This window comes from Gardnerella sp. DNF00038 (assembly GCF_049262855.1).
GTDB lineage: Bacteria > Actinomycetota > Actinomycetes > Actinomycetales > Bifidobacteriaceae > Bifidobacterium > Bifidobacterium vaginale.
In genome coordinates, this window is the sequence record NZ_CP058407.1 from 1,009,064 (window position 1) to 1,030,798 (window position 21,735).

Annotated in this window: 19 protein-coding genes; 2 read left to right on the plus strand and 17 right to left on the minus strand. The window is 44.2% G+C overall.

All coding sequences use genetic code 11. From position 1 onward, the window contains the following. Positions 1–30: 30 nt before the first annotated feature. The 5 genes from HXT19_RS03950 to map all read right to left on the minus strand — a co-directional run bounded on the left by HXT19_RS03950 (position 31) and on the right by map (position 5,969). Positions 31–1,425: a CHAP domain-containing protein gene (locus tag HXT19_RS03950; protein ID WP_004138227.1), complete on the minus strand. Its 1,395-nt coding sequence runs from the start codon at positions 1,423–1,425 to the stop codon at positions 31–33. Positions 1,426–1,580: 155 nt separating this feature from the next. Continuing rightward, positions 1,581–2,504: a permease-like cell division protein FtsX gene (gene ftsX, locus HXT19_RS03955; protein ID WP_004114923.1), complete on the minus strand. Its 924-nt coding sequence runs from the start codon at positions 2,502–2,504 to the stop codon at positions 1,581–1,583. Further along, positions 2,504–3,850 carry a cell division ATP-binding protein FtsE gene (gene ftsE / locus HXT19_RS03960; RefSeq protein WP_004114920.1) on the minus strand — a complete coding sequence of 449 codons (1,347 nt, stop codon included), beginning with the start codon at positions 3,848–3,850 and terminating at the stop codon, positions 2,504–2,506. The genes ftsX and ftsE overlap by 1 nt, the downstream gene beginning before the upstream one ends. Before the next feature lie 142 nt (positions 3,851–3,992). Further along, complete coding sequence (gene prfB, locus HXT19_RS03965) at positions 3,993–5,135, minus strand: peptide chain release factor 2 (protein WP_004120869.1); 1,143 nt, start codon at positions 5,133–5,135, stop codon at positions 3,993–3,995. 60 nt (positions 5,136–5,195) lie between these two features. After that, positions 5,196–5,969 carry a type I methionyl aminopeptidase gene (gene map, locus HXT19_RS03970; protein ID WP_004138346.1) on the minus strand — a complete coding sequence of 258 codons (774 nt, stop codon included), beginning with the start codon at positions 5,967–5,969 and terminating at the stop codon, positions 5,196–5,198. Positions 5,970–6,060: 91 nt separating this feature from the next. Between map and HXT19_RS03975 the strand changes: the two genes are divergently transcribed. Next, the gene (locus HXT19_RS03975; protein WP_004138339.1) at positions 6,061–8,193 is read left to right on the plus strand and encodes a M13 family metallopeptidase; all 2,133 of its coding nucleotides are present in this window, start codon (positions 6,061–6,063) and stop codon (positions 8,191–8,193) included. 101 nt (positions 8,194–8,294) lie between these two features. Here the strand turns inward: HXT19_RS03975 and HXT19_RS03980 are convergent, their stop codons facing one another. Then, positions 8,295–9,506 carry a hypothetical protein gene (locus HXT19_RS03980; protein WP_004138215.1) on the minus strand — a complete coding sequence of 404 codons (1,212 nt, stop codon included), beginning with the start codon at positions 9,504–9,506 and terminating at the stop codon, positions 8,295–8,297. Positions 9,507–9,899: 393 nt separating this feature from the next. Here HXT19_RS03980 and HXT19_RS03985 point away from each other — a divergent pair, with 393 nt between their 5' ends. Further along, a complete protein-coding gene (locus tag HXT19_RS03985) occupies positions 9,900–10,544 on the plus strand; it encodes a single-stranded DNA-binding protein (protein ID WP_004138146.1) in 645 nt (214 codons plus the stop codon). Between the two features lie 206 nt (positions 10,545–10,750). Here HXT19_RS03985 and HXT19_RS03990 read toward each other — a convergent pair whose 3' ends face one another. The 11 genes from HXT19_RS03990 to rpmE form a co-directional block, all read right to left on the minus strand. Beyond that, complete coding sequence (locus HXT19_RS03990) at positions 10,751–12,580, minus strand: proline--tRNA ligase (RefSeq protein ID WP_032836382.1); 1,830 nt, start codon at positions 12,578–12,580, stop codon at positions 10,751–10,753. 166 nt (positions 12,581–12,746) lie between these two features. Continuing rightward, complete coding sequence (locus HXT19_RS03995; RefSeq protein WP_004137998.1) at positions 12,747–14,204, minus strand: PIF1 family DEAD/DEAH box helicase; 1,458 nt, start codon at positions 14,202–14,204, stop codon at positions 12,747–12,749. A gap of 39 nt (positions 14,205–14,243) precedes the next feature. Then, the gene (gene orn / locus HXT19_RS04000) at positions 14,244–14,951 is read right to left on the minus strand and encodes an oligoribonuclease (RefSeq protein ID WP_004138208.1); all 708 of its coding nucleotides are present in this window, start codon (positions 14,949–14,951) and stop codon (positions 14,244–14,246) included. A 71-nt stretch (positions 14,952–15,022) separates the two neighbouring features. Beyond that, positions 15,023–15,274, minus strand: coding sequence for a hypothetical protein (locus HXT19_RS04005; protein WP_004130611.1), 252 nt, complete (start codon positions 15,272–15,274; stop codon positions 15,023–15,025). A 136-nt stretch (positions 15,275–15,410) separates the two neighbouring features. Then, positions 15,411–15,650, minus strand: coding sequence for a hypothetical protein (locus HXT19_RS04010; protein ID WP_004120033.1), 240 nt, complete (start codon positions 15,648–15,650; stop codon positions 15,411–15,413). Positions 15,651–15,842: 192 nt separating this feature from the next. Then, the gene (guaB, locus tag HXT19_RS04015) at positions 15,843–17,387 is read right to left on the minus strand and encodes an IMP dehydrogenase (protein ID WP_004114891.1); all 1,545 of its coding nucleotides are present in this window, start codon (positions 17,385–17,387) and stop codon (positions 15,843–15,845) included. 81 nt (positions 17,388–17,468) lie between these two features. Then, entirely contained in the window at positions 17,469–18,572 is a 1,104-nt protein-coding gene (locus HXT19_RS04020; protein WP_004113078.1) for an MraY family glycosyltransferase, read from the minus strand. Then, positions 18,569–19,255, minus strand: a complete 687-nt coding sequence (locus tag HXT19_RS04025; protein WP_422119628.1) for an L-threonylcarbamoyladenylate synthase — start codon at positions 19,253–19,255, stop codon at positions 18,569–18,571. Before HXT19_RS04025 ends, HXT19_RS04020 begins: the two co-directional genes overlap by 4 nt. After that, on the minus strand, positions 19,248–20,156 hold the full coding sequence (gene prmC, locus HXT19_RS04030) for a peptide chain release factor N(5)-glutamine methyltransferase (RefSeq protein WP_422119629.1): 909 nt from the start codon (positions 20,154–20,156) through the stop codon (positions 19,248–19,250). Before prmC ends, HXT19_RS04025 begins: the two co-directional genes overlap by 8 nt. A gap of 66 nt (positions 20,157–20,222) precedes the next feature. Further along, on the minus strand, positions 20,223–21,320 hold the full coding sequence (prfA, locus tag HXT19_RS04035) for a peptide chain release factor 1 (RefSeq protein WP_004114886.1): 1,098 nt from the start codon (positions 21,318–21,320) through the stop codon (positions 20,223–20,225). A gap of 142 nt (positions 21,321–21,462) precedes the next feature. Further along, a complete protein-coding gene (gene rpmE / locus HXT19_RS04040) occupies positions 21,463–21,675 on the minus strand; it encodes a 50S ribosomal protein L31 (protein ID WP_004114884.1) in 213 nt (70 codons plus the stop codon). Positions 21,676–21,735: the final 60 nt, after the last annotated feature.

The window sequence follows — 21,735 nt, forward strand, 5'->3', positions numbered from 1 at the left end:
ATTACACCAGCCTAAATCGAATCATAAAAATTAATAGTGAACATACTCATAATTGCCAGCATTACGAATAGTCCTATAAGACGGGAACGTAGCAAATCCAACGCCACCTTCAGAAATCAGTACCGAACCGTCCGAATTAACGCGTTCAACAACAGCAACATGTCCATATGTAGGATCTGATCCAGCAGCTCCTCTAGCAAATACCATAACAGCACCAACATGCGGTGTGTGATTTACAAGATACCCAAGTCTACGCCCAGAATTCGCCCAATCAGCACCGTTGCCCATAAAGGATCCTACTGGAAGACCAAGCTGTGATCTGCGCAAATACGCCCAAAGTGTGCATTGGCGAGCTGGATAGGCAGAACCTCCAGCTGTGTTACCAGTATTATGACCATAGCAATTGCCAGAACCAGCAGGACAATTCCCAGGAACCGCGTAATTCATACCATTTGCAGCACCATTAGAAAGCGGTAATGCAGGCAAGGAAGGAGTATTCCAACTGCCGCCGCCTCTAAGTTGTTGACGATTACCATTATTAGGATTCATGCGAGCTGCAGCCGTAGCAGCTAAAGCCCTAGCTTGAGCGTCAATCTGTGACTTCAAAGCAATTATTTCAGCAGCTTCGCGAGCATCTTGAGAAGTAAGACTATTCTTTTGACTCTCTAACTGCTTTCTTAGAATAGTTCCCTGATCTCTTAAAGACTGAAGAGAACGCTGCTTTTCACTGGCAGCCTTAGCCGCAGCCTGAGCACTCTGCGCCTCAGAATCAGCTTTTGCTTTTAATTTTTGAATCTCTGTTTCAATAGCAGCTAAGCGCTGACGTCTATTCATAGAATTACTCAAAGTAACAGCAGCATCATTTGCAGCATTTGCTTCGCTACGTGCAACAGCAGCTTCTGACTGAAGTTTTCCAACAAACTGCTCGGTAGTAGTGGAGTTAGTCACCATTGCCATTACGTTAGAGGCATTGGAGCCATGGAAACTTTTGCGAGCAAGTTGAGCTACAGCAGCCTTTGCATCATCAAAATCTTCGCCAGTCTGCTTGATTTTTTCTTCTAAATCGAGTTTGTCTTTTTGCGCAGACTGCAAACGCTGATTTGTTGATTCAACAAGGCCCATAGCTTGTTGCGCTTGCTCCTGAGCTTGCTGAGCAGCACGGACTTGATTAGGGATTTGATGTTCGTTTAAATCATTGAGCTCTAGGATCTTATCAGCAAGCTGTTTATTGACTCCAGCAAGACGCTTTTTAAGAGCGGCATTACTTTGAACTTTCCTGTTGTAATCTTGCATGGTAACTGCATCAGCGCGTAGTGGCTGGCAAGCATATAAGGTAATACCGGCAGAAAGCATAAGAAAGCTGCTTGCAATCACGCTTGCAACAGTGCGCTTACAATATTTTGCATGGCATTTCTTGCTTTCCATATTTACTTCCCTTTCAAGTAGAATAATTCAAACACAACTAATGCGAATTATACATTGAAAATTCTATTATCGATAAAATTTTTTTATTTATGATTTTTTATTTATGATCTATTAATGTTCATAATTTATTGATAATTTAAATTTTTCTTTTATGTTTACGCTTGCAGATATCTTCTGAGTGCAACCGCTGAGGCGACTATTGAAAGTAGCACGGCTCCAAGAACCAGCACTGGAACTGTCATCCAAACAGTTGTTTGATTTACAAATGGCATCCAACGAACGTTTTGTGCAAGCCAATCTGTAATAAACACTTTAACAACAACGCTTAGCGCGCACCCAGATAGCAGAGAGCCCATAAGGGACGCAAAAGCACCTTCTAAAATAAATGGCATGCGAATTGTCCAATTAGACGCGCCCACAAGTCGCATAATCTCCGTCTCTTGTTTTCTAGATGCTGCAGACATACGAATAGTTGTACCGGTTAGCATAATCGCAACAACAACCATAACTGCAGCAAGCACGATTGTAACAGCCGTGGCATGATTCAAAACGCTAAACACTGGGTCAAAAATTTGTCTTTGGTCTACTACTTCCTCAACACCATTTCTGCCAGAAAGAACTTCTGAAACAACCTGGTATTTGGTTGGATTTGTGAGCTTTAGTCGCAAAGAATCTTGCATATCAGCAGCTGTTAAAGTACGCCCCTGATATAAGCCATTAGGATATTGCTTAAGAAAAGTATTCTTGTAAAATTCGCTTCTACTAACATAAGTGATATTCGAAACATCATCACCTAACTCTTGGTTAATAATGTTTTCCAATTTTACAATTTCTTCTTTAGTAGGAGCTTTTCCAGAAGCACAGGATGCTGACTGACTTGTACCGTCTGGGCAAAGCCATGCTACAACTTCTACCTTGTCATACCAATCGCCTTTGGCTTTTGTGATTTGCGCTTGCATAAGAACAGATGCGCCTATAAACAAGAACGATATGAAGGTAACGAGCATTACCGAAACAATCATAGAAACGTTTCTGCGCAAGCTAATCCACGTTTCTGAGAATATGAACTGCAATCGCATTACTCGTCTCCTTCGTTCTTAAGATTTTCGCTTTTACTGGCTTCAGATTTACTTTTTTCATTGGATTCTTTAGATTCAATATAATCGCCAGTTTCGCTTGGATTCTCGCTTGTATTGCCGACGTTTTCGCCAGAATTTTCGCTAGAATTTTCAATATCGTTTTCGACAATATTTTCTGTATTATTCTTATCTTTTTGATTCTCACTTAAATCAAGAGAATCGCCAGAATCCGAAGAGTTGCTAGAATCTGCAAAATCTGAATTCTTCATATCTTCAGCATCATTCGACTTTTGCACGGGAGGAGCTGGTGGAATTGAAAGACCACGCCCCCAAGTCATAGTTGTTTCTAAAGGCTGAAAAACTTCACCATATCTACCCGTTCTGCCTGAATGAACAGATTGCGCAAGTCGAGCAATACCCTCATTATCTTCAGAACCATTTTGCAAAGTTTGCGCAACAGCATCCATAGCCTGCTTTGCTTGAGCTGCACGCTTTGCGCGTTTAGACATGAATCTGTAATTTTTAGGATCTTCAGAAGACGAGTTAAAACTAGTGTGATCAGAGCCTGAATCTGCCACAGTACGAACACCTGAATCGCCTTCAACTGCCTGCTGAGCTTTCGACTTTTGCTCAACATCTGCGTCTGGGAAGTAAAGCGCAGAATCATAAGAGCCTTCGCGTTCGTCTCGCACAATTTTTCCAGCATGAAGCTCCACAACTCGCTTGCGCATTGAGTTAACAATTTCTTCATTATGCGTAGCCATAACAATTGTAGTGCCCGTACGATTAATGGCGTCCAAAACTTCCATAATGCCAAGCGAAGTAGTTGGATCCAAATTACCAGTAGGCTCGTCAGCGAGAAGAATTTGCGGATGATTCACGTACGCGCGCGCAATTGCAACACGCTGAGCTTCACCACCCGAAAGCTCATGCGGATAATTATTTTCCTTACCAGTTAAGCCAACCGTTTCAAGCACACGCGGAACAAGCGACTTAATAGTAGAACGACTCGTGCCAATAACTTCTAGTGCAAAAGCCACGTTCTGATACACGGTTTTATTATTCAACAGTTTATAATCCTGGAAAATAAAGCCGAGAGTACGTCTATACTGCGGAACCTGACGATTCACTAAGCGTCGCAAGTCATTACCAGCAACGTGAATCTCGCCCTTAGTGGCCTCCTCTTCGCGCAGCAGCAAGCTTAGAAGAGTTGTTTTACCAGATCCAGACGCTCCAACAAGAAACACGAAGTCGCCACGATTAACGTCTAAAGAAATATCGTCCAAAGCAGGGCGCGTACCCTTAGGATAGATCTTCGACACATGTTCTAGTGAAATCAGAGACATATTCTGCAGTTTCCTTTACGAACTATTGAACGATATACTTTAATTTTGTTTTTAACTATTTTATATTTTATTTTTGATTTTTATTCTGACTTTTATCTTGAATTTTATCTTGAATTTTATCTTGAATTTTATCTAATGCAGACTAAGCTTGCGACTTTTCCTCAGCCTCTTTTTTAGCTGCAACTCTCTGTTCGTGACGCCAACGAATTCCAGCTTCAATAAAACCGTCAATATCGCCGTCAAAAACAGCCTGAGTTTGCGAAGTTTCGTAGCCAGTGCGCAAATCCTTCACCATCTGGTATGGGTGAAGCACGTATGAGCGCATTTGGTCTCCCCAACTTGCCTTAATATCTCCAGCAAGCTCCTTCTTTTTCGCTGCTTCCTCAGCATGCTTAAGCACAAGTAAACGCGATTGCAAAACCGCCATTGCAGCAGCTCGGTTCTGAATCTGGCTGCGCTCATCTTGCATTGAAACAACCAAACCAGTTGGCAAATGCGTGATGCGCACAGCGGAATACGTAGTGTTTACGCCTTGTCCGCCAGGGCCAGACGCCTGGAAAGTATCCACACGAATGTCAGAATCTGGAATGTCAATATGATCTGTAGCTTCAACAAGTGGGATTACTTCTACGGCACTAAAGCCAGTTTGACGCCTGCCTTGATTGTCGAATGGAGAAATACGAACCATTCTGTGAGTGCCGCCTTCTACGGAAAGACGACCATACGCATATGGGGCATCAACTTGGAAAGTGGCGGATTTAATACCAGCTTCTTCTGCGTAAGACGTATCCATCATCTTAGTTTTGTAGCCGTTTCGTTCCGCCCAACGCAAGTACATTCTAAGAAGCATTTGCGCAAAATCGGCAGCATCCACACCACCCGCACCAGAGCGTATTGTCACCACCGCTGCACGAGCATCATATTCGCCGTCAAGAAGAGTTTGAACTTCCATATCGTCCAACTCGTGAGCAATAGAGCCAAGCTCCTCTTGAGCCTCGCTCATAGAATCAGCATCCTCTTCTTCCTGACCAAGTTCAATCAAAGTCTTAGTATCTTCAATGCGTTGCTCAACGGCTTGTAAACGCTTTAATTGAGACTGAGCTGCCGAAAGCTTACTCGTAACTTGCTGAGCGTGATCAGAATCATCCCAAAGTCCAGGCTCCGAAGCCTGCTTTTCTAAATCTGCAATAGCAGTCTTCAACGAATTAACGTCTAAAGCCTTAGAAATCAAAGAATACTTTGCTTCAACATCATTTAACGCTTGGGCAAAATCAAATTCCGCCATTTACTTAAAGTACCTCTTTATATTTTATATTATTCGTTTTACGCACTTACTATTCGAAGTTTAGCGTACGGTCAAAATCTCTGGACCATTCTCTGTAATTGCAATCGTATGCTCGCTATGAGCGCCACGCGAACCGTCAGCAGATCGAAGAGTCCAACCGTCTTTTGGATCTTGATAAATCTCGTCAGTAGTCTTTAAGAACCACGGCTCAATAGCAATAACCAAGCCTGGACGAAGCTTGTAGCCGTGATGCGCAGTGCCATCGTTAGGAACGTGCGGATCGCCATGCATAATATGGCCAACTCCGTGACCGCCAAACTCAAGATTTACGCTGTAACCATACTCGTGAGCAACGCATCCAACAGCTGCAGAAATGTCTCCAAGGCGGTTTCCAGGCTGAGCCATGTTAATTCCAGCCTCAAGTGCTTCCTCAGTGCACTTAATTAAGCGCAAATCTTCAGGATCCGCATGCTTTCCAACCACGAAACTAATAGCAGAATCTCCAACCCATCCGTCAACGTTAACCGCTAAGTCAAGAGTCAACAAATCGCCGTCTTTAAGGTTGTAATCAAAAGGAACTCCGTGAAGAACAGCATCGTTTACAGAAGTGCAAATGTAGTGCGCAAAAGGACCAGTTCCAAAATCAGGAGCGTAGTCAACATAGCAAGAAGACGCACCTTTACGGCTCATAATGCGTTGACGAACAAAGTCATCAATCTCAAGAAGATTTGTTCCAACTTTTGTCATTGCTTGTAAATCTTTAAGAATACTACCAACGAAGCGACCCGCAGGCTTCATAGCTTCAATCTCGGATGGAGTTTTAAGTTCAATCATGATTTAAGACTAACGCGCAGGCACGAAAATAGCGCAAAATATAGCGAAAATACTAGCTAATGATGTCGCTTAATACTTGTAATCTAGGCACATGCCTAATAACAATGATAATAATAATAAAGAATCGCAGAAGGAAATTTCTGCTGTAAATTTTGACCCAGCTTCCTTCTCATCGGTTACTCGACCACAAGACGATTTATTCCGTTACGTAAACGGTCCTTGGATTGACACTTACACTCTTCCAGAAGACAAGCCAATGTATGGTGCTTTCTACAAGCTTGCAGAAGATGCAGAGACGCAAATTCGAGATATTTTAGAAAGCGAAGATTGCCCAGCCAAAAAGTCGCGAATCCTATACCGCAACTATTTAGATACTGCATCTATTGAAAAAGCTGGAATTACACCAATTAAGAGCGATTTAGACGCTGTTGATGCAGCTAGCAGCAAAGAAGACTTAGTTCGCACTATTGCTTCTCTTACTCCATATGGCGGACCTAATGCAATGTTTGCTTTTGGCGTCTGCGGAGACCCTAAAGACCCTAAGACGAATATTATGCACATTGAGCAGGCTGGATTGGGCTTGCCAGACGAAGCATACTATCGCGAAGATAATTACGCTCCGATTCGCGCTGAATACGTAAAAATGGTGGCTTCATTGTTGCGCTTAGCTGGATACGGTGATGCCACTACTACAAGAGAGCAATCGGAACGTTTCTTGAAGGTTGAAACACAAATCGCAAGCAACCACTGGGATAACGTAGCAACACGCGATTCTCAAAAAACTTATAATCCTTACGATTATGCGGATTTGGCAAAAACGCTTGAAGCGCTGAATCTTGACGCATTCTTGGATGCTGCTCAAAAATCTTACGACGATTCCGAAGAAGCAAAGAATCAGCCAATAGATTTTCGTAAAGCTTTTAGCAAAGTAGTAGTTCACGAGCCAAGCTTTATAGAAGGATTGAATAAGATTTGGCAAGAAGCCGACTTAGAAGATCTAAAGCTTTGGGCACGCGTGCACGTGATTTTGTGCTGGGCAAGCATGTTAAGCGAGGATTTTGCACAAGCGCGATTCGACTTCTACGGCAAAGTGCTTTCTGGCGCCACCAAGCCGCGCGATCGCTGGAAGCGCGCAATCGGAGTTGTTGACGATGCTTGCGGCGAGGAAGTCGGTAAAGAATACGTGCGCTTGCACTTCCCTGAGTCTTCTAAAAAGTATATGCAAGGCTTAGTTGACAATCTTATTAACGCTTACCGCGAGTCGATTTCTCACAGCAGCTGGCTTGGCGAGGAAACTAAAGCAAAGGCTTTGGAAAAGCTTAGCAAGTTTGAGCCAAATATTGGTTATACTAATCATTGGATTGACTACTCTGCGCTAAATATTAAGGAAGACGCTGGCTTAATTGAGAATATGCGCGAAGTTTCTCGATTTGTGTTTGGTAGGTATACTGCAAAAGCTGGAGAACCTGTGGATCGCGAAGAGTGGCAGATGACTCCGCAAACTGTAAACGCTTACTACGATCCGCTGCTTAACGTAATCGTGTTCCCAGCTGCGATTTTGCAGCCGCCATTCTTTAGCCCGAGTGCTCCAGACGCAGCAAACTACGGCGCTATTGGTGCCGTAATCGGTCACGAAATCGGCCACGGTTTTGACGATCAAGGTTGCGAATATGATGGCGACGGCGTGCTTAACAATTGGTGGACTGAAGAAGACAAAACCAACTTCACTGAGCGCACTAAAACGCTTATTGAGCAATACAATGCTTTTACACCAACGCAGCTTATTGTTAAATACTCTCACTTAAAGAGCAAAGAAGAGCGCGATGCAATGCCTCACGTAAATGGCGCTTTAACAATCGGCGAAAACATTGGTGATTTAAGCGGCGTAACTATTGCTCTTAAAGCCTACGCTTTTGCTTTGCAAAAGAGCAAGGGACAAGAAGTCGACGGAAGTGATGATGCGATTCGCGAAACTTTGCTGAACGCTCCTAAGATTGATGGTTTCACTGCTTTGCAACGATTCTTCTTAAGCTACGCACTTGTGTGGCGTTCAAAGGCTCGTAACGAGATTGCGGAGCAATACCTTCAAATCGACCCACACTCCCCTGCAGAGTGCCGCACTAATGGCATTGCGCGCAACGTTGACTTGTTCTACGATGCTTTCGACGTTAAAGAAGGCGACGAGATGTGGCTCGACCCAAGCGAGCGCGTACACATTTGGTAAATCGCAAATAAAACTAAAGTAAATAAGTAAACAAAAGCCTGCAAGCGTTTAAAACGTTTGCAGGCTTTTTAAATGATACTAATCAGATTTACTAATCAGATTCACACGCCGAAAGCGTAGGTCTTAACGTCAGACAAATTACCGTTCTCATCGTAAGCTTCGAAATGAGTCCAGTAAACGCCTGGGCGTGGGCTCCACAAAGCCCAAGGACCATCAAATCCTTCAACCCACTGCTTAGCATTGTAATCATAAATCTTAATCTTGGTAGAACCATTAGGATTATTAGTTGATGCACCAAGAAGAACACTACTGCCTTGCCAACCAGCATAAGTTCCAGTAATAACTGTTTGGCTTGGAACTGTGTAGTGGAAAGCAATTGTCTTTTCTAGAACAACTTTCTTGGTAGAAGGATCACGAGCTTCGCAATGCAGCCAATAATCACCTGGCTTTGTAACCCAAGAAGCCCAGTTTCCAGTACTCCAATCAGCAATAGTAGCCCACTGCTGAGTATTCAAATTGTAGGAAAGCCAACGATACTCAAGCTGCTTGTCGGTGTAAGCATTTGCACCAACAGCAATATCGTTATTACGGATAATCCAAGCAAAATCAAGGTGAGGAGCAACACCTAACTTGCCTTGTGGGTAGTCAGTGTCTCCAACCTGAGTTGAAAGAGTCAAAACAGATACTCTTCCGTATTTGGTACCTGCTATTTCGCCATATCCGAAGGAAATGTTTTCTGGATTCAAAATCTGGTAAAGATGAGCATTGTCAGTAGTTGCAGCACCATTAGACTGGTGTAATGCAGATTCCTCTCCAGCAGTCCAATCCGACATAGCTTCTTCTGGGCTTTCACCCCAAGCAACGTTTTCGCCCCAAGCCTTACGACCATCGTAGTTTGGAAGGCTCACACCATCCGCAGCAAAATGACCAAGTTTTCCATGCTGAACAGTCTCATTTGCACGACGATAAGCATCCTCTTCATTAGCACGATCATAGCGAATATCGTTAATATACTGCTCTTTTGTAAGACCCTTAGAAGCAACATAATCCGCAAGAGGCATACCGTTCATAAGGGTAACGCCATCGTCATAATACTTTGAACGCACATCACGAATTGCACCTAAAATGTAGCTTGCAACTGACTGATTCTGAACTTGCCAATTAGTATTAACATTAGCAACACTGTGATTCTGCACTATAACCAAAGCACTAGCAGATACTGCAGTAGATCCAATCATTGCTACGCAGGCAACGGCTGATGCTGCAGCAGCTAAACATTTCTTTGCAGAAAATACGTGCGACTTATGCCACATAAATGTAGTCCTCTCTCCACGTGATTAATAACTACTTTTCAGTAATCCCTGATTCAAATAACACAAACATGTAGGCAAAAAATTCAAGCTTCACCTTCCAATGCTAATGAAAAACAAAAACTACTTCCGCTAAGTATATCAATCTACATATATTTTCCGCATTTTAGACTCGCTTACTCAGTTTTATATATTTTGTCAAGAGTTTTTAAACGATGTGCATAAAGCATAGGCTTTAACCACATTGATAAAAATATCTTGCAAAACTATTTTTGATACTTCATAGTTGATTCTACTGCGGCAAATTTATTGAAAATCACAATAATCAACACGTGTTGCGCGATGAATTTTGAGATTTAAATTAGTCGCAGTCCAAACTTTTGAAAGGTTAAGAATATGGCACAACAACAAGCAACACTAACAATCAGCGGCTATGTAGGGAATGACCCTGTGAACTTTAGTCGCAACGAAAACTCACCAGCATGCTCACTTAGAATAGGAAGCACAACGTCTTACTATCATAGCGAGGAAAGACAGTGGAAAGATAGACCGACAACTTGGATGACAGTAAAAGCATACAAGTCTTTAGCTGCAAATGTACTAAAAAGCGTGCATAAGGGAGACGCGATAGTCGTATGTGGAAATTTAAACACGGAATCCTGGCACAAAGACGGAGAAGACCGATCTCGAGTTGTACTAGAAGCAACCGCAATTGGACACGACCTAAATCGAGGAATCAGTGCTTTTACTAAATACTCTTATAATCGTGGAAGAACCGATCAGAGTAACAATAGCAAATATCACACTAATCAAATAAACCAAGAAAATCGGTCAAATCAAGAGACTTATTCCAACCAAGATTTGAGCTTGGCGATGAAAAACCCTATGGCTAATACATATTCTATGGATTCTTCGCAAGAAAACGACAGCCAAGAATACCATTATGATGCTGAATCTTCAGCAAAAGAAACAATAGATTTCGTCTCACAAGTCGAAGAAAACCAATATGACGATATTGAAGGAGGTGTAAATGATTTTTAGAAAGTTTTAATAGAATTAAACATTAAAACTTATGAACATTCTATTCTAATAATTTAGATAATTTTTTACTATTCATAGCAATATTGCCGCTGAAAATAATGCGTATAATATACAAAGCATTACACCAACGGCAATATTGCTTAGTCGTTTAATTGTTTAATAGTTTAATTGCTTAATCGCTGATTCGTTGTTAACAGTTATTGCGATTACAACTGTTCACGAACGCGCTCTACAATTCGAGCAGCAGCCTCATCCACTGGAATTGCCTCAACGTTTGAACCGTTGCGATCGCGGATTTCAATCGTTCCATTGTTCACAGTATCGCGGCCGGCTACAGCAATCAGCGGCACACCAACAAGCTCAGCATCCTTAAACTTCACGCCTGGAGAAACCTTTGGACGATCGTCGAAGATTACTTCGATTCCCTGCTTACTAAGCTCTTCAACAACCTTCTCAGCAGCATCGAAAGCAACTTGATCCTTGCCTGTAGCAACGACGTGAACTTGAGCTGGAGCAATCGCCATAGGCCATGCAAGACCATCATCATCGTGATGCGTTTCTGCCAAGCATGCAATCACGCGGCTAACGCCAATACCGTAACAGCCCATCCAAACTGGTACAGCTTTACCATTTTCGTTAAGAACGCTTAAGCCCAAAGCCTTAGAATACTTTAAACCAAGCTGGAACACCTGACCAATCTCAACACCGCGTTCGAAGCTCAATGGACCGGAACCATCTGGGCTCATATCGCCATCGCGAACCTGGGCTGCTTCAACAACACCATCAGCCTCAAAATCGCGGCCGTAAACAGCGTTGTAAACATGCTTTCCGTCTTCGTCGGCTCCTGTAACCCAGGCGCTGCCCTTTACAACGTGAGCATCCATCAAGTAGCGGACAGGATTTTCAATTCCACTACCATCTTTGCGAGCTTGAGGACCTAATACGCTAAAGCCAATGTAGCCCTTAACAAACTCAGGATGAGCCTTCAAATCATCCTCAGTTGCTTCTTCAATTTCTGCAGGAGCAAACTGAGCTTCAAGACGCTTCATATCTACCTGGCGGTCACCTGGAATACCAATAGCCACGATTTCGCGCCATGGCTCCTCGTGCTCGCCGCCCTCAGCATCAGCTGGGTGCTTAACAGCAATAATCAAGTTCTTCAAAGTGTCGGACGCTTGCCATTCGCGACCATCTTTACGCGGATGCAAATCGTTGGAAACCTTAACCAAAGCCTCAATCGTCTTAGCCTCTGGAGTTTCGAGAGCTTCTGCTGCAGGAGTTGCCGAATAATCAACCTCTTGCATTTCTGGAGTGGTAAGAGCCTCAACATTCCAAGCTTTTCCAGAAGGAGCGAGCGCAAAAGTATCTTCGCCAATTGACATTGGAGCCAAGAATTCCTCAGAATCAGAGCCACCCATAGGGCCGGAAACAGCGTGAACAATCACGTATTTAATGCCCAAACGGTCGAAAATTCGAGCGTAAGCAGCGCGCTCTTCAACATAAGCAGACTTCAAACCATCTTCGTCAATCGAGAACGAATAACCATCCTGCATAATAAACTCGCGGCCGCGAATAAGACCTGCACGAGGACGGAATTCATCGCGATACTTCGTTTGAATCTGATACAAAGTAACTGGCAAATCCTTGTAAGAAGAATACATATCCTTAACAAGCAATGTGAAAACTTCTTCGTGCGTTGGAGCAAGAAGATAGTCAGCCTCATGACGATCCTTAAGGCGGAAAATATTATCGCCGTATTCTTCCCAACGATTTGTAGCCTCATAAGGCTCACGTGGAAGAAGCGCTGGGAAGTGTACTTCCTGCGCACCAATACCGTTGATTTCTTCACGAATAATCGCTTGGACCTTGTTTAAAACCTTGAGTCCGAGCGGCAACCAAGTCCACACACCTGGAGCGGATTTACGAATATAGCCTGCGCGCTGCATAAGTTTTGCGGAAGTTACGTCCGCGTCTGCTGGATCCTCGCGCAGCGTACGAAGGAACAGCTGAGACATACGAAGTACATTGGAATTCATGCGTTCCAATCTATTTGCGCATGAGGACATAAACACTTGTTTACACTATTAAACAATAGCAATAACACTTTCCCGACTTTGTAGCTTAAAACGACGATTAGAGCTACAAAAAGCGGAAGATTTTCCCGACTTTGTAGCTAAAAACAACGATTAAAGCTACAAAAAGCTAGAACTCATCGTCGAAGGAAAATTCGTCATTATACGCGTAATTGACAGCGCCAAAAATGTCAAACTCTTGCTGATTTGCAGAATCATCTTCCGCATTATTTGTTACGAAAGAAGCAGCACCGTCGCTAGCAAGCAACTCACTCGCGCGTTTAGAAGCCTCACGCAAGAATCCGTCTAACAGTACAGCATCCGCCGAAACACTAAACGCGCGATCGTTAATACCTTCCAAATAAAGCCCGCCCAGATTTTCCACGCGAGAAAGCGCAACGTATCCCATTCCGGGAGCAAAAGTTCTACGCAAATCCATTACCGCACTGTCAAGCGTCATACCTTGCGATTTATGAATCGTAATTCCCCACGCGCATCTAAGTGGCACTTGATTTATGCTAGCAAGAACAGTCTCACCATCCGTCATTTCCCAAGCAGCCGGCTTAAGAGTGACAATATTGCCGTTTTCAAACTCAATAATCGGCCATCCGCCTTTAGATTCAGGTGCGAATCTCAAAACTCGCCCAACCGAGCCGTTCACATATTGCTTATCTTGATCATTTCGCAACGCCATCACTGCAGCTCCAACCTTTAATACAAGCCGTTCTGGAGCGAGCATATTCTTTTTTAAACGCTCGACGAGATTTTTAGGGCCGGCTTCTGTTGCCACGAATTCGTGAGGCTCAGCATCAATTGCCGCAAGCTGCACATTATTTAAGCCATCTGCTTGTGAGTTCGTAGGGAAAAGATGCACTGAAACTTCATCGTCTTGCGGATACTCACCAAGGCGACTAGCCAACACTTGCTTATCTTCGTCGCTTACAAGACCGCCACGAATATCCGTCAAAACTTCAAGCAATTTGCCGTCATCCTGACGATGTTGTTCAGTTAAATAGCACACAACAGGCTTTAAAGCATCCCAGGCGAAAGATTCCGTAATATATCCTTCTGGATTCTTGCCAGCAGCAGCATACTTTTCGCGCGACTCAATAAACTCTGGACTTGGCTCGAATACATCGCGATTTCGCATAGAAGTACTCACAGGAGGCAGCTGGAAGAAATCTCCCGAAATAACTACTTGAAGTCCGCCGAAGGGAGCAGAGTTTTTGCGCACTTTACGGCATACTTCATCAACCATGTCAAAAAGCCACGCGTGAATCATTGAAACTTCGTCCAACACGAGCACTTCCGTGGCTTTTATGCGTTTCCCTCGCCTAGCTCTAATGGTTTTAAGAAGCGAATCGCTAAGCGCGTTTGAAACTCCAACTCCACTCCACGAGTGAATGGTTTGACCGTTTAAATGCGTTGCTGCGATTCCGGTAGAAGCCGTTACAGCCACGTTTAAACCATTTTTTCTCATTGCGCGAATAGCTTCGTTTAATACGTAGGTTTTACCTGCACCCGGAGCGCCGGTAATGAAAACGCTTACACCAGCGTTGATTATGGTTAGGGCTTCGGATTGCTTCATTGGCAGTACCTTTTATTGCGTTTAGTAGTCGCGCTTTGTTTAATAGTCGCGCTTTTCTGCGGAATTTACGTCTTCTAATGCTTCACCGCGGCGCTCATAGTCACGAAGCAAGCTCGTGCTCTCAATGTGCTGTGCGCCAGCTTTTGCCTGTGCTTCGCTTGGGCCTGGAGCTGGAATGAACATCATATCGCTGTAGTAGCGCAACTCGTCAATCGACTCAATAATATCCGCGAGCGCACGATGGCCTCCGTGCTTTGCTGGCTTATTGCGGTAAACATCTGGGTAAAGTCTGCGCGAAATCTCCTTCAATGTGCTTACGTCGATTACGCGGTAATGCAAATTTGCCATTAAATCTGGCATGTAGCGGTCGAGGAACTTTTTATCGGAGCCAACAGAGTTGCCAGCAAGATGTGCTTTTCCGTGCTCTGGCAAAAAGCGCTTTACATACTCAACAACCTGCTTTTGTGCTTCTTCTAGAGGCAAACCGTTTTTATTCCACTCGTCAACAAGACCAGAAGATGTGTGCATATTGCGTACGAAATCGTTCATATGAGCCACAGCAGCATCGCTCGGCTTAATCACTAAATCAATACCGTCGTCTAGAACTTTCAAATTAAAATCAGTTGGAACTACAGATACTTCGCATAATTCGTCGTGGAAAATATCGAGTCCCGTCATCTCGCAATCAATCCAAATTAAGCGCGATTCTTCCGGCGTAAACGTAAGATCTTCCTTAGCTTCAGCCATTTTCGTTCCTTTCCTAATATTTTTTCGAACCCATCAGCCTACATCTTCCCAGCGACGACTAACAGCTAAAATCACATCTCTGGCATATCAGAAAGTGAAATTCTAGAATATGATCCATTTTTCTTATCTTCAGGGTGAGGCTCTAAACCGATAATAGTTATTGACATATGATCTGGACCATAAACCCAATACATTCTCATTGCACTACTTGTTTTATTCTCCAAGTAGGATTGCCAAACTCTAACACCATATCTATTTGTCAATTCTTCAATATCATGAGTATGCAATCCTGGATGCCTTGGATTTTCAGATAAAAGTTTCATAGATTTTCCCCATTTCTTATAAAGAGAAAGATCTTTTTTACTTATACTGCCTTCTAGAAACTCTTTCTTCAATCTCTCCCAAATATTAGACATCTCTGGAATACCCATTCTAATATTGAAGTTCATTCACTTACTCCTAGAAGTCAGAGAGATCAACAGGTTCAGAGACTTTGCCAATCTTAAAATTGCGGATTGCTTCATCCATACTTTTAAGAGTTTTAGAAGAGATACTCTTAGGAATAGTAAGCTCACGTGGCTCTAATAAAATACAACCATTATCACATTCTTTAACATTGTAATAAGGGTATTTAGCTCCGCGCAGAGTTACACGCTTTTTACTATCAAGACGAACGTCATAATCTTTCACTACTTCCACAAAACACCTCATTTTTAGTGGGATATCCCACTAACTATACAATAATTTTATACGAATTGTCAAAACAAAAACGACGAAAAGTTAGAAAGTAGCAAAAAAGACTTAGCTAACTCTTCGCCGTTTAATGCAAAATTACTTGCGATTTATACGCGACTTATACGCGCAACTCACGCAACTTGCGCAACTTGCGATTTAGTTGTGGAAACCGCTGTAGTTTGGCGCTTCTGCAGTCATCACAATATCGTGAGGATGCGATTCGCGAAGACCTGCATCCGTAATGCGAATAAAGCGACCGCGCTCTTGCATTTCCTTAATATTGTGAGCACCAACGTAGAACATGGACTGATGCAAGCCGCCAAGCAACTGGTAAAGCACAGCGTTAAGCGGACCGCGATATGGAACTTCGCCTTCCACGCCTTCTGGAACCACCTTATCGGAGCTTGTAACGTCTGCCTGGAAGTAACGATCCTTAGAATAAGACTTCTTACCGCGAGGAGCCATTGCGCCAAGCGAGCCCATGCCACGATAAAGCTTATACTGCTTGCCGTGAAGCAAAACCTTTTCACCTGGAGCTTCCTCGCAACCAGCCAAAGTGCCGCCGAGCATAACGGTGTCAGCGCCAGCAACCAAAGCCTTAGCAATATCGCCAGAATAGTGAATACCACCATCAGCAATGCATGGAACGCCAGCAGCCTTGCAAGCCTGAGCCGCATCATAAACAGCAGTAAGCTGAGGCACACCAACGCCTGCAACAACGCGCGTAGTGCAAATAGAGCCTGGTCCAACGCCAACCTTTACAGCGTCGACGCCGGCATCAATCATAGCCTGAGCGCCTTGGCGAGTAGCAATATTTCCGCCAATAATTTGTACTCCGTCAAACGCCTTATCTGCCTTAATTCTGCGAATCATATCGAGAGCCAATCGAGCCTCTCCGTTTGCGGTATCAACCACAAGCACGTCAACTCCAGCTTCCATAAGCGCGCACGCACGCTGCCAAGCATCTCCAAGGAAGCCAATTCCAGCAGCCACGCGCAAGCGACCCTGATCATCCTTAGTAGCATCTGGATACTGCTCAGTCTTCACAAAATCCTTAACAGTAATCAAACCAGTAAGCTTGCCTTCTGCATCAACCAAAGGCAATTTTTCAACTTTGTTGTCTGCAAGCAAACGATGCGCGTCTTCTTTAGAAATATTAGAAGGACCAGTGACGAGATTTTCGCGAGTCATCACGTCTTTGACTTTCAAACGATCATAGTCTTCGGAAGCAATGAAACGCATATCGCGATTGGTAATAATACCAACTAGACGATTTTCGCTATCTACCACTGGCAAACCAGAAATATGAAAACGCCCGCACAATTTATCTAAATCTGCGAGCGTTGCATCTGGGTGAACAGTGAGTGGGTCGGTAATCATACCAGACTCGCTGCGCTTAACAATATCGACTTGCGCAGCCTGATCATCTATAGAAAGATTGCGATGAAGAACACCAATTCCGCCATTTCGAGCCATTGCAATAGCCATATCGGACTCGGTTACTGTGTCCATTGCCGCAGAAATTGCAGGAACTTTCATAGTGATTTCGCGAGTCAGATGAGTGGTTGTATCCACTTCGGATGGGATTACATCGGTTTCGTTTGGAAGCAACAGCACATCATCATAAGCAAGTCCGAGCTTCTCGAAAATTGGTGGAACAGGAGCATACACGGATTCCGTGTTCATATCAGTTGTAGCCATAGGGTTACTATACGTTTTTGCTATGACGTTTGTAAAAATCGCGTTTCATAAACTATGATTCGCGAGTATTCGAGTATTATTTTACGAATTTCGTAGCTCTGGCAGCCGCCTGCGCAAATATGGCATCATTGTAAGAACTGTAAGCAGCGCTGCCGCAATAATCATGCCAACAAGCACGTAAATTGCTTTAAAGAACAGAATCATTATTGACCCGAAAGATATAAGCGCCGCCCATCCCCACAAAATAAGTACTGCTCCTTGCACAGAATGCCCAATGCGCAACATTCTGTGATGCAAATGCATGCGGTCTGGATGCATTGGCGACTGCCCTTTTGCAAGCCTTCTGCATATTGCTAAACACATGTCTAACACTGGCAAAAACAGCACTAAAATCGGAAGCAAAATCGGCATAAATACTGGCAAATATATGCTTGTGTGCACTGCAGATGGATCTAAGTGACCCGTCATTATAATAGACGCGCAAGTTATTAAATACCCGATTAGCATGGAGCCAGAATCACCCATAAAAAGCTTTGCAGGATGCCAATTGTGCAAAATAAACCCTAAGCACATTCCAACCATTGCAACGTCTATAAGAGTTGCCATTGAAGCGTAGCTTGGAGATGTGCGCGCAAGAATATAAGAGTATGTTGCGAAGGCGATTCCGCCTATTGCCACAATTCCAGAAGCCAGTCCATCTAGTCCGTCTACAAAGTTGACTGCATTAATTGAAGCCACGATTAGTATTGCGGTTATTGCGATTGAAAGACTTGGAGACGCTGTAACTAGAGAGCCGAGCGGCAATGTTACGATTTGAAGCCCTCCCCATGCTACAAAAACAGCTATTAGCAATTGACCTGCAAGTTTTAGCATCCAATCTAAGTCCCAAATGTCGTCACAAACACCCAAAAGGCATACGAGTACAGCTCCAGCTAAAACTACCCACGGCTGGTGTGTTCCTGTAAAAAGCCCTGAAATAAAAGGCATGGAGCTTGCAAACGCCATTGATACAGCAAAGCCGAATAGCATTCCCACTCCACCCATACGTGGCGTAGGTATTGTGTGCACGTCGCGAGCGCGCACTTTTCCCACGGCTCCTATGCGAATCGCAAGATGACGTACAAGCGGCATTATTAGCCAAGTTGCGCCTCCTGCGATTGCTGCTATAAACAGGTATACCCTCATTTCTTGCGACTTTCTGCTCTTATCTGTTCTTCACTTATTACGCCTTCGCGCAAAATCACAATTCCGTCTTTATCGCTTGCATCCGCGCCAACTACTGTGCTTGCTACGTGTGAGCGAGTTGGACCAGCATTTAAATACAGCGGAATTTCGTCTCCAAAAGCTGCTACTGCCTCTTCTACGCTGTCTGCGCTCTCGTTTCCGCTGCGATTTGCGCTAGACGCAGCCAAAGGGCCCGTAACTCTTAAAATTTGCATTAATTCTGGGCAATCTGGCACGCGCACGCCTTGCGTTGCTTCAGCTTGGATTTTGTTTTTATTATTGTTTTGAACGTCACTACTATCTGCTTTACAAAGCGTAGCAAGCCTTGTAGCTACCGAATCTTTTCTTGCGCGAGCGATTGGCGAATATCCGCCTGGCAGGAATTTTTCCGCAAGTACGTCTAGTGGATTTGGCAAGTAAAGCCCAAGTTTTTCTAGGTCACTTACGCTACTCATAAGTATTTGCAAGGCTTTTGTGCGCGGCCTGCGTTTTAGTTGGTAGATTTTCGTTACTGCATCCTCGTTAAATGGGTCGCATGCTACTCCGTAAACTGTGTCTGTTGGCACTACGATTACGCCGCCTGCGTTTATTATTTGCGCTGCGAGTTGCAATGATTCTTCGTTAATCGTGCAAATTTTACTCATTTTTAGCCTCTTTTTTGCATACTACAAATCTTGCTCTGTTTGTTAAGTCGTTTTTGACTTTTGCGCTGCTAAATCCTACGTTTTTTGCATAATCTGCAAGCGCTTCTCCTTGCGTAATATCGTGTTCCATAATCATTATTCCACCCCTACACAAATATGCAAAACTCGCTTTTACAATTTTTTGCGGTATTAGTAGCCCGTCTTGAGATCCACCATATAGCGCCATTTTAGGGTCGTAGTCGCGAGCTTCAATCTGCTCTACTGGCTGGCTTTCTGGCACATACGGCGGATTTGTGATTACTACATCTACTTTCTCTTTAATCGCAGCTTTTTCAGGCAGATTAACGTTTGTAGCATCGCCTAATATTGCGTGATATCTGTTTGAAATATCATATTTTTCCGCGATTTTGTTGTAGTTTTTTTGCAAATATTCAAAAGCTTTGGGAGACTTTTCCACTGCCCACACTTGCGCATCTGCAACTTCGCTTGCTATCGATAATCCAATCGCTCCCGAACCTGCACACAAGTCTAAAACAATAGGATTTTTTAGATTATTTGCGCGAATCCAATCTAATCCCTCTTGAACTACCACTTCTGTCTCAGGCCGCGGCACAAAAACACCTTTGCCAACTATTAGGTCTATGTAGCGAAAAGTAGCGCATCCAATAATATGTTGCAATGGCTCGCGCGAAGCACGTCTAGATATAAAATCGCTATATTTGCTAGCGTAATCGTGCGAAAAATTCTTAAAATCGCCAAGTATTAGCGCTTTGTTTAAGTCTGCCAAACTTACGCCACAAGCGTGAGCCAGTAGCAAACGTGCGTCGTATTCTGCCGACTCTACTCCTGCATCTTCAAGTTTTTCGGCAGATGCGCGCAAAATGTGCAAAATTTCTTGCATTTTACAAGCCACGTGGTGATTTTACTTATCTTACTTAATTTACTTGGATAACTTAACTTACTTGGCTTACTTGGCTTTAGCTAAGCGATCGGCTTCATCCGCCTGAATATCACTGTCGATAACAGGCTGCAAGTCTCCGTTAAGCACCTGGTCAAGATTGTATGCCTTGTAGTTTGTGCGATGATCCACGATACGATTTTCTGGGAAGTTGTACGTGCGGATTCGCTCGGAGCGATCCAACGAGCGCACCTGCGAGTGACGCATATCTGCAGCCTCCGCAGCCTCCTGCTCGTGCTTCATGGCTAGCAAGCGCGACTTTAGCACGCGAAGAGCTGCCGCACGGTTTTGAATTTGCGACTTTTCATCTTGCATGCTAACAACAATTCCCGTTGGAATATGTGTCATACGGACAGCGGAATAAGTAGTGTTCACGGACTGTCCGCCAGGACCGGAGCTCATGAAGATGTCGATTTTCAGGTCTTTTGGATCGATTTCGATTTCGTCGTCGTCTTCGTCTGCTTCTGGGAACACGATTACACCAGCCGCGGAAGTTTGAATACGCCCTTGCGATTCAGTTACTGGGATTCGCTGCACGCGATGCACGCCGCCCTCGTATTTCATGCTTGCCCACACGCCGTCTTCTGGAGCAGGTGTACCTTTTGCGCGAATCGCAAGCTGCACGTCTTTTACGCCGCCAAGTTCCGTCGAATTTTCGCTTTGTATTACAGTAGTCCAGCCGCGCTTTTCCGCGTAACGCATGTACATGCGCAACAAATCTCCAGCAAACAGAGCCGCTTCTTCGCCGCCCGTACCAGCTTTGATTTCCATAATCATGTCTCGCGCATCGTCTGGATCTCTAGGAATCAGCGCTGTGCGCAACTTTTCTTTTGCTGCTGGAATTTGTTCTTCTAATTGTTTTGCTTCTTTTGCTAAGTCTTCGTCTTCGCTTGCCATTTCGCTAGCTACTTCGTAGTCTTCGCAAAGCTGCTTGTAATTTAGGTACGCGCTTACGATTGACCCGAGTTCTGCGTGTCTACGACCGAGCTTGCGAATTGCGTCTGGATTAGACGCTACTTCTGGCTCTCCCATGCGATTTTCAATATCGCGGTATTCGTTTAGAGCTGTAACCGCTGCTGGGAACTGTTCCTCTACTGACTCAGCCATCATATTCCTTTGTAGTCGCGCATAACGCGGATTTTGAATCGAAAATATTAAATTTAAATATTGTAAGACGCATGTATGTTGCACATAAAACGCCAGCCCCGATTCCGCGAGTTACACGAAAGCAGGGCTGGCGTTTAAAAAGCTACTTAGTCTTCTTACCGTAGCGCTTCTCGAAGCGAGCCACGCGGCCGCCGGTGTCGAGAATCTTCTGCTTGCCGGTATAGAATGGGTGGCACTTTGAGCACACGTCAACCGTCATATGATCGCCATTTGCGGTGGAACGAGTTACGAAAGTGTCTCCGCAGGAGCAGGTAACCTGCACTGCGTGATAGTCGGGATGAATACCCTGCTTCATAATGTCTCCTATGGAATTCGGGCGACCCGGGTCGCAAAGCCCCAATAGCTAAGCGTGAAC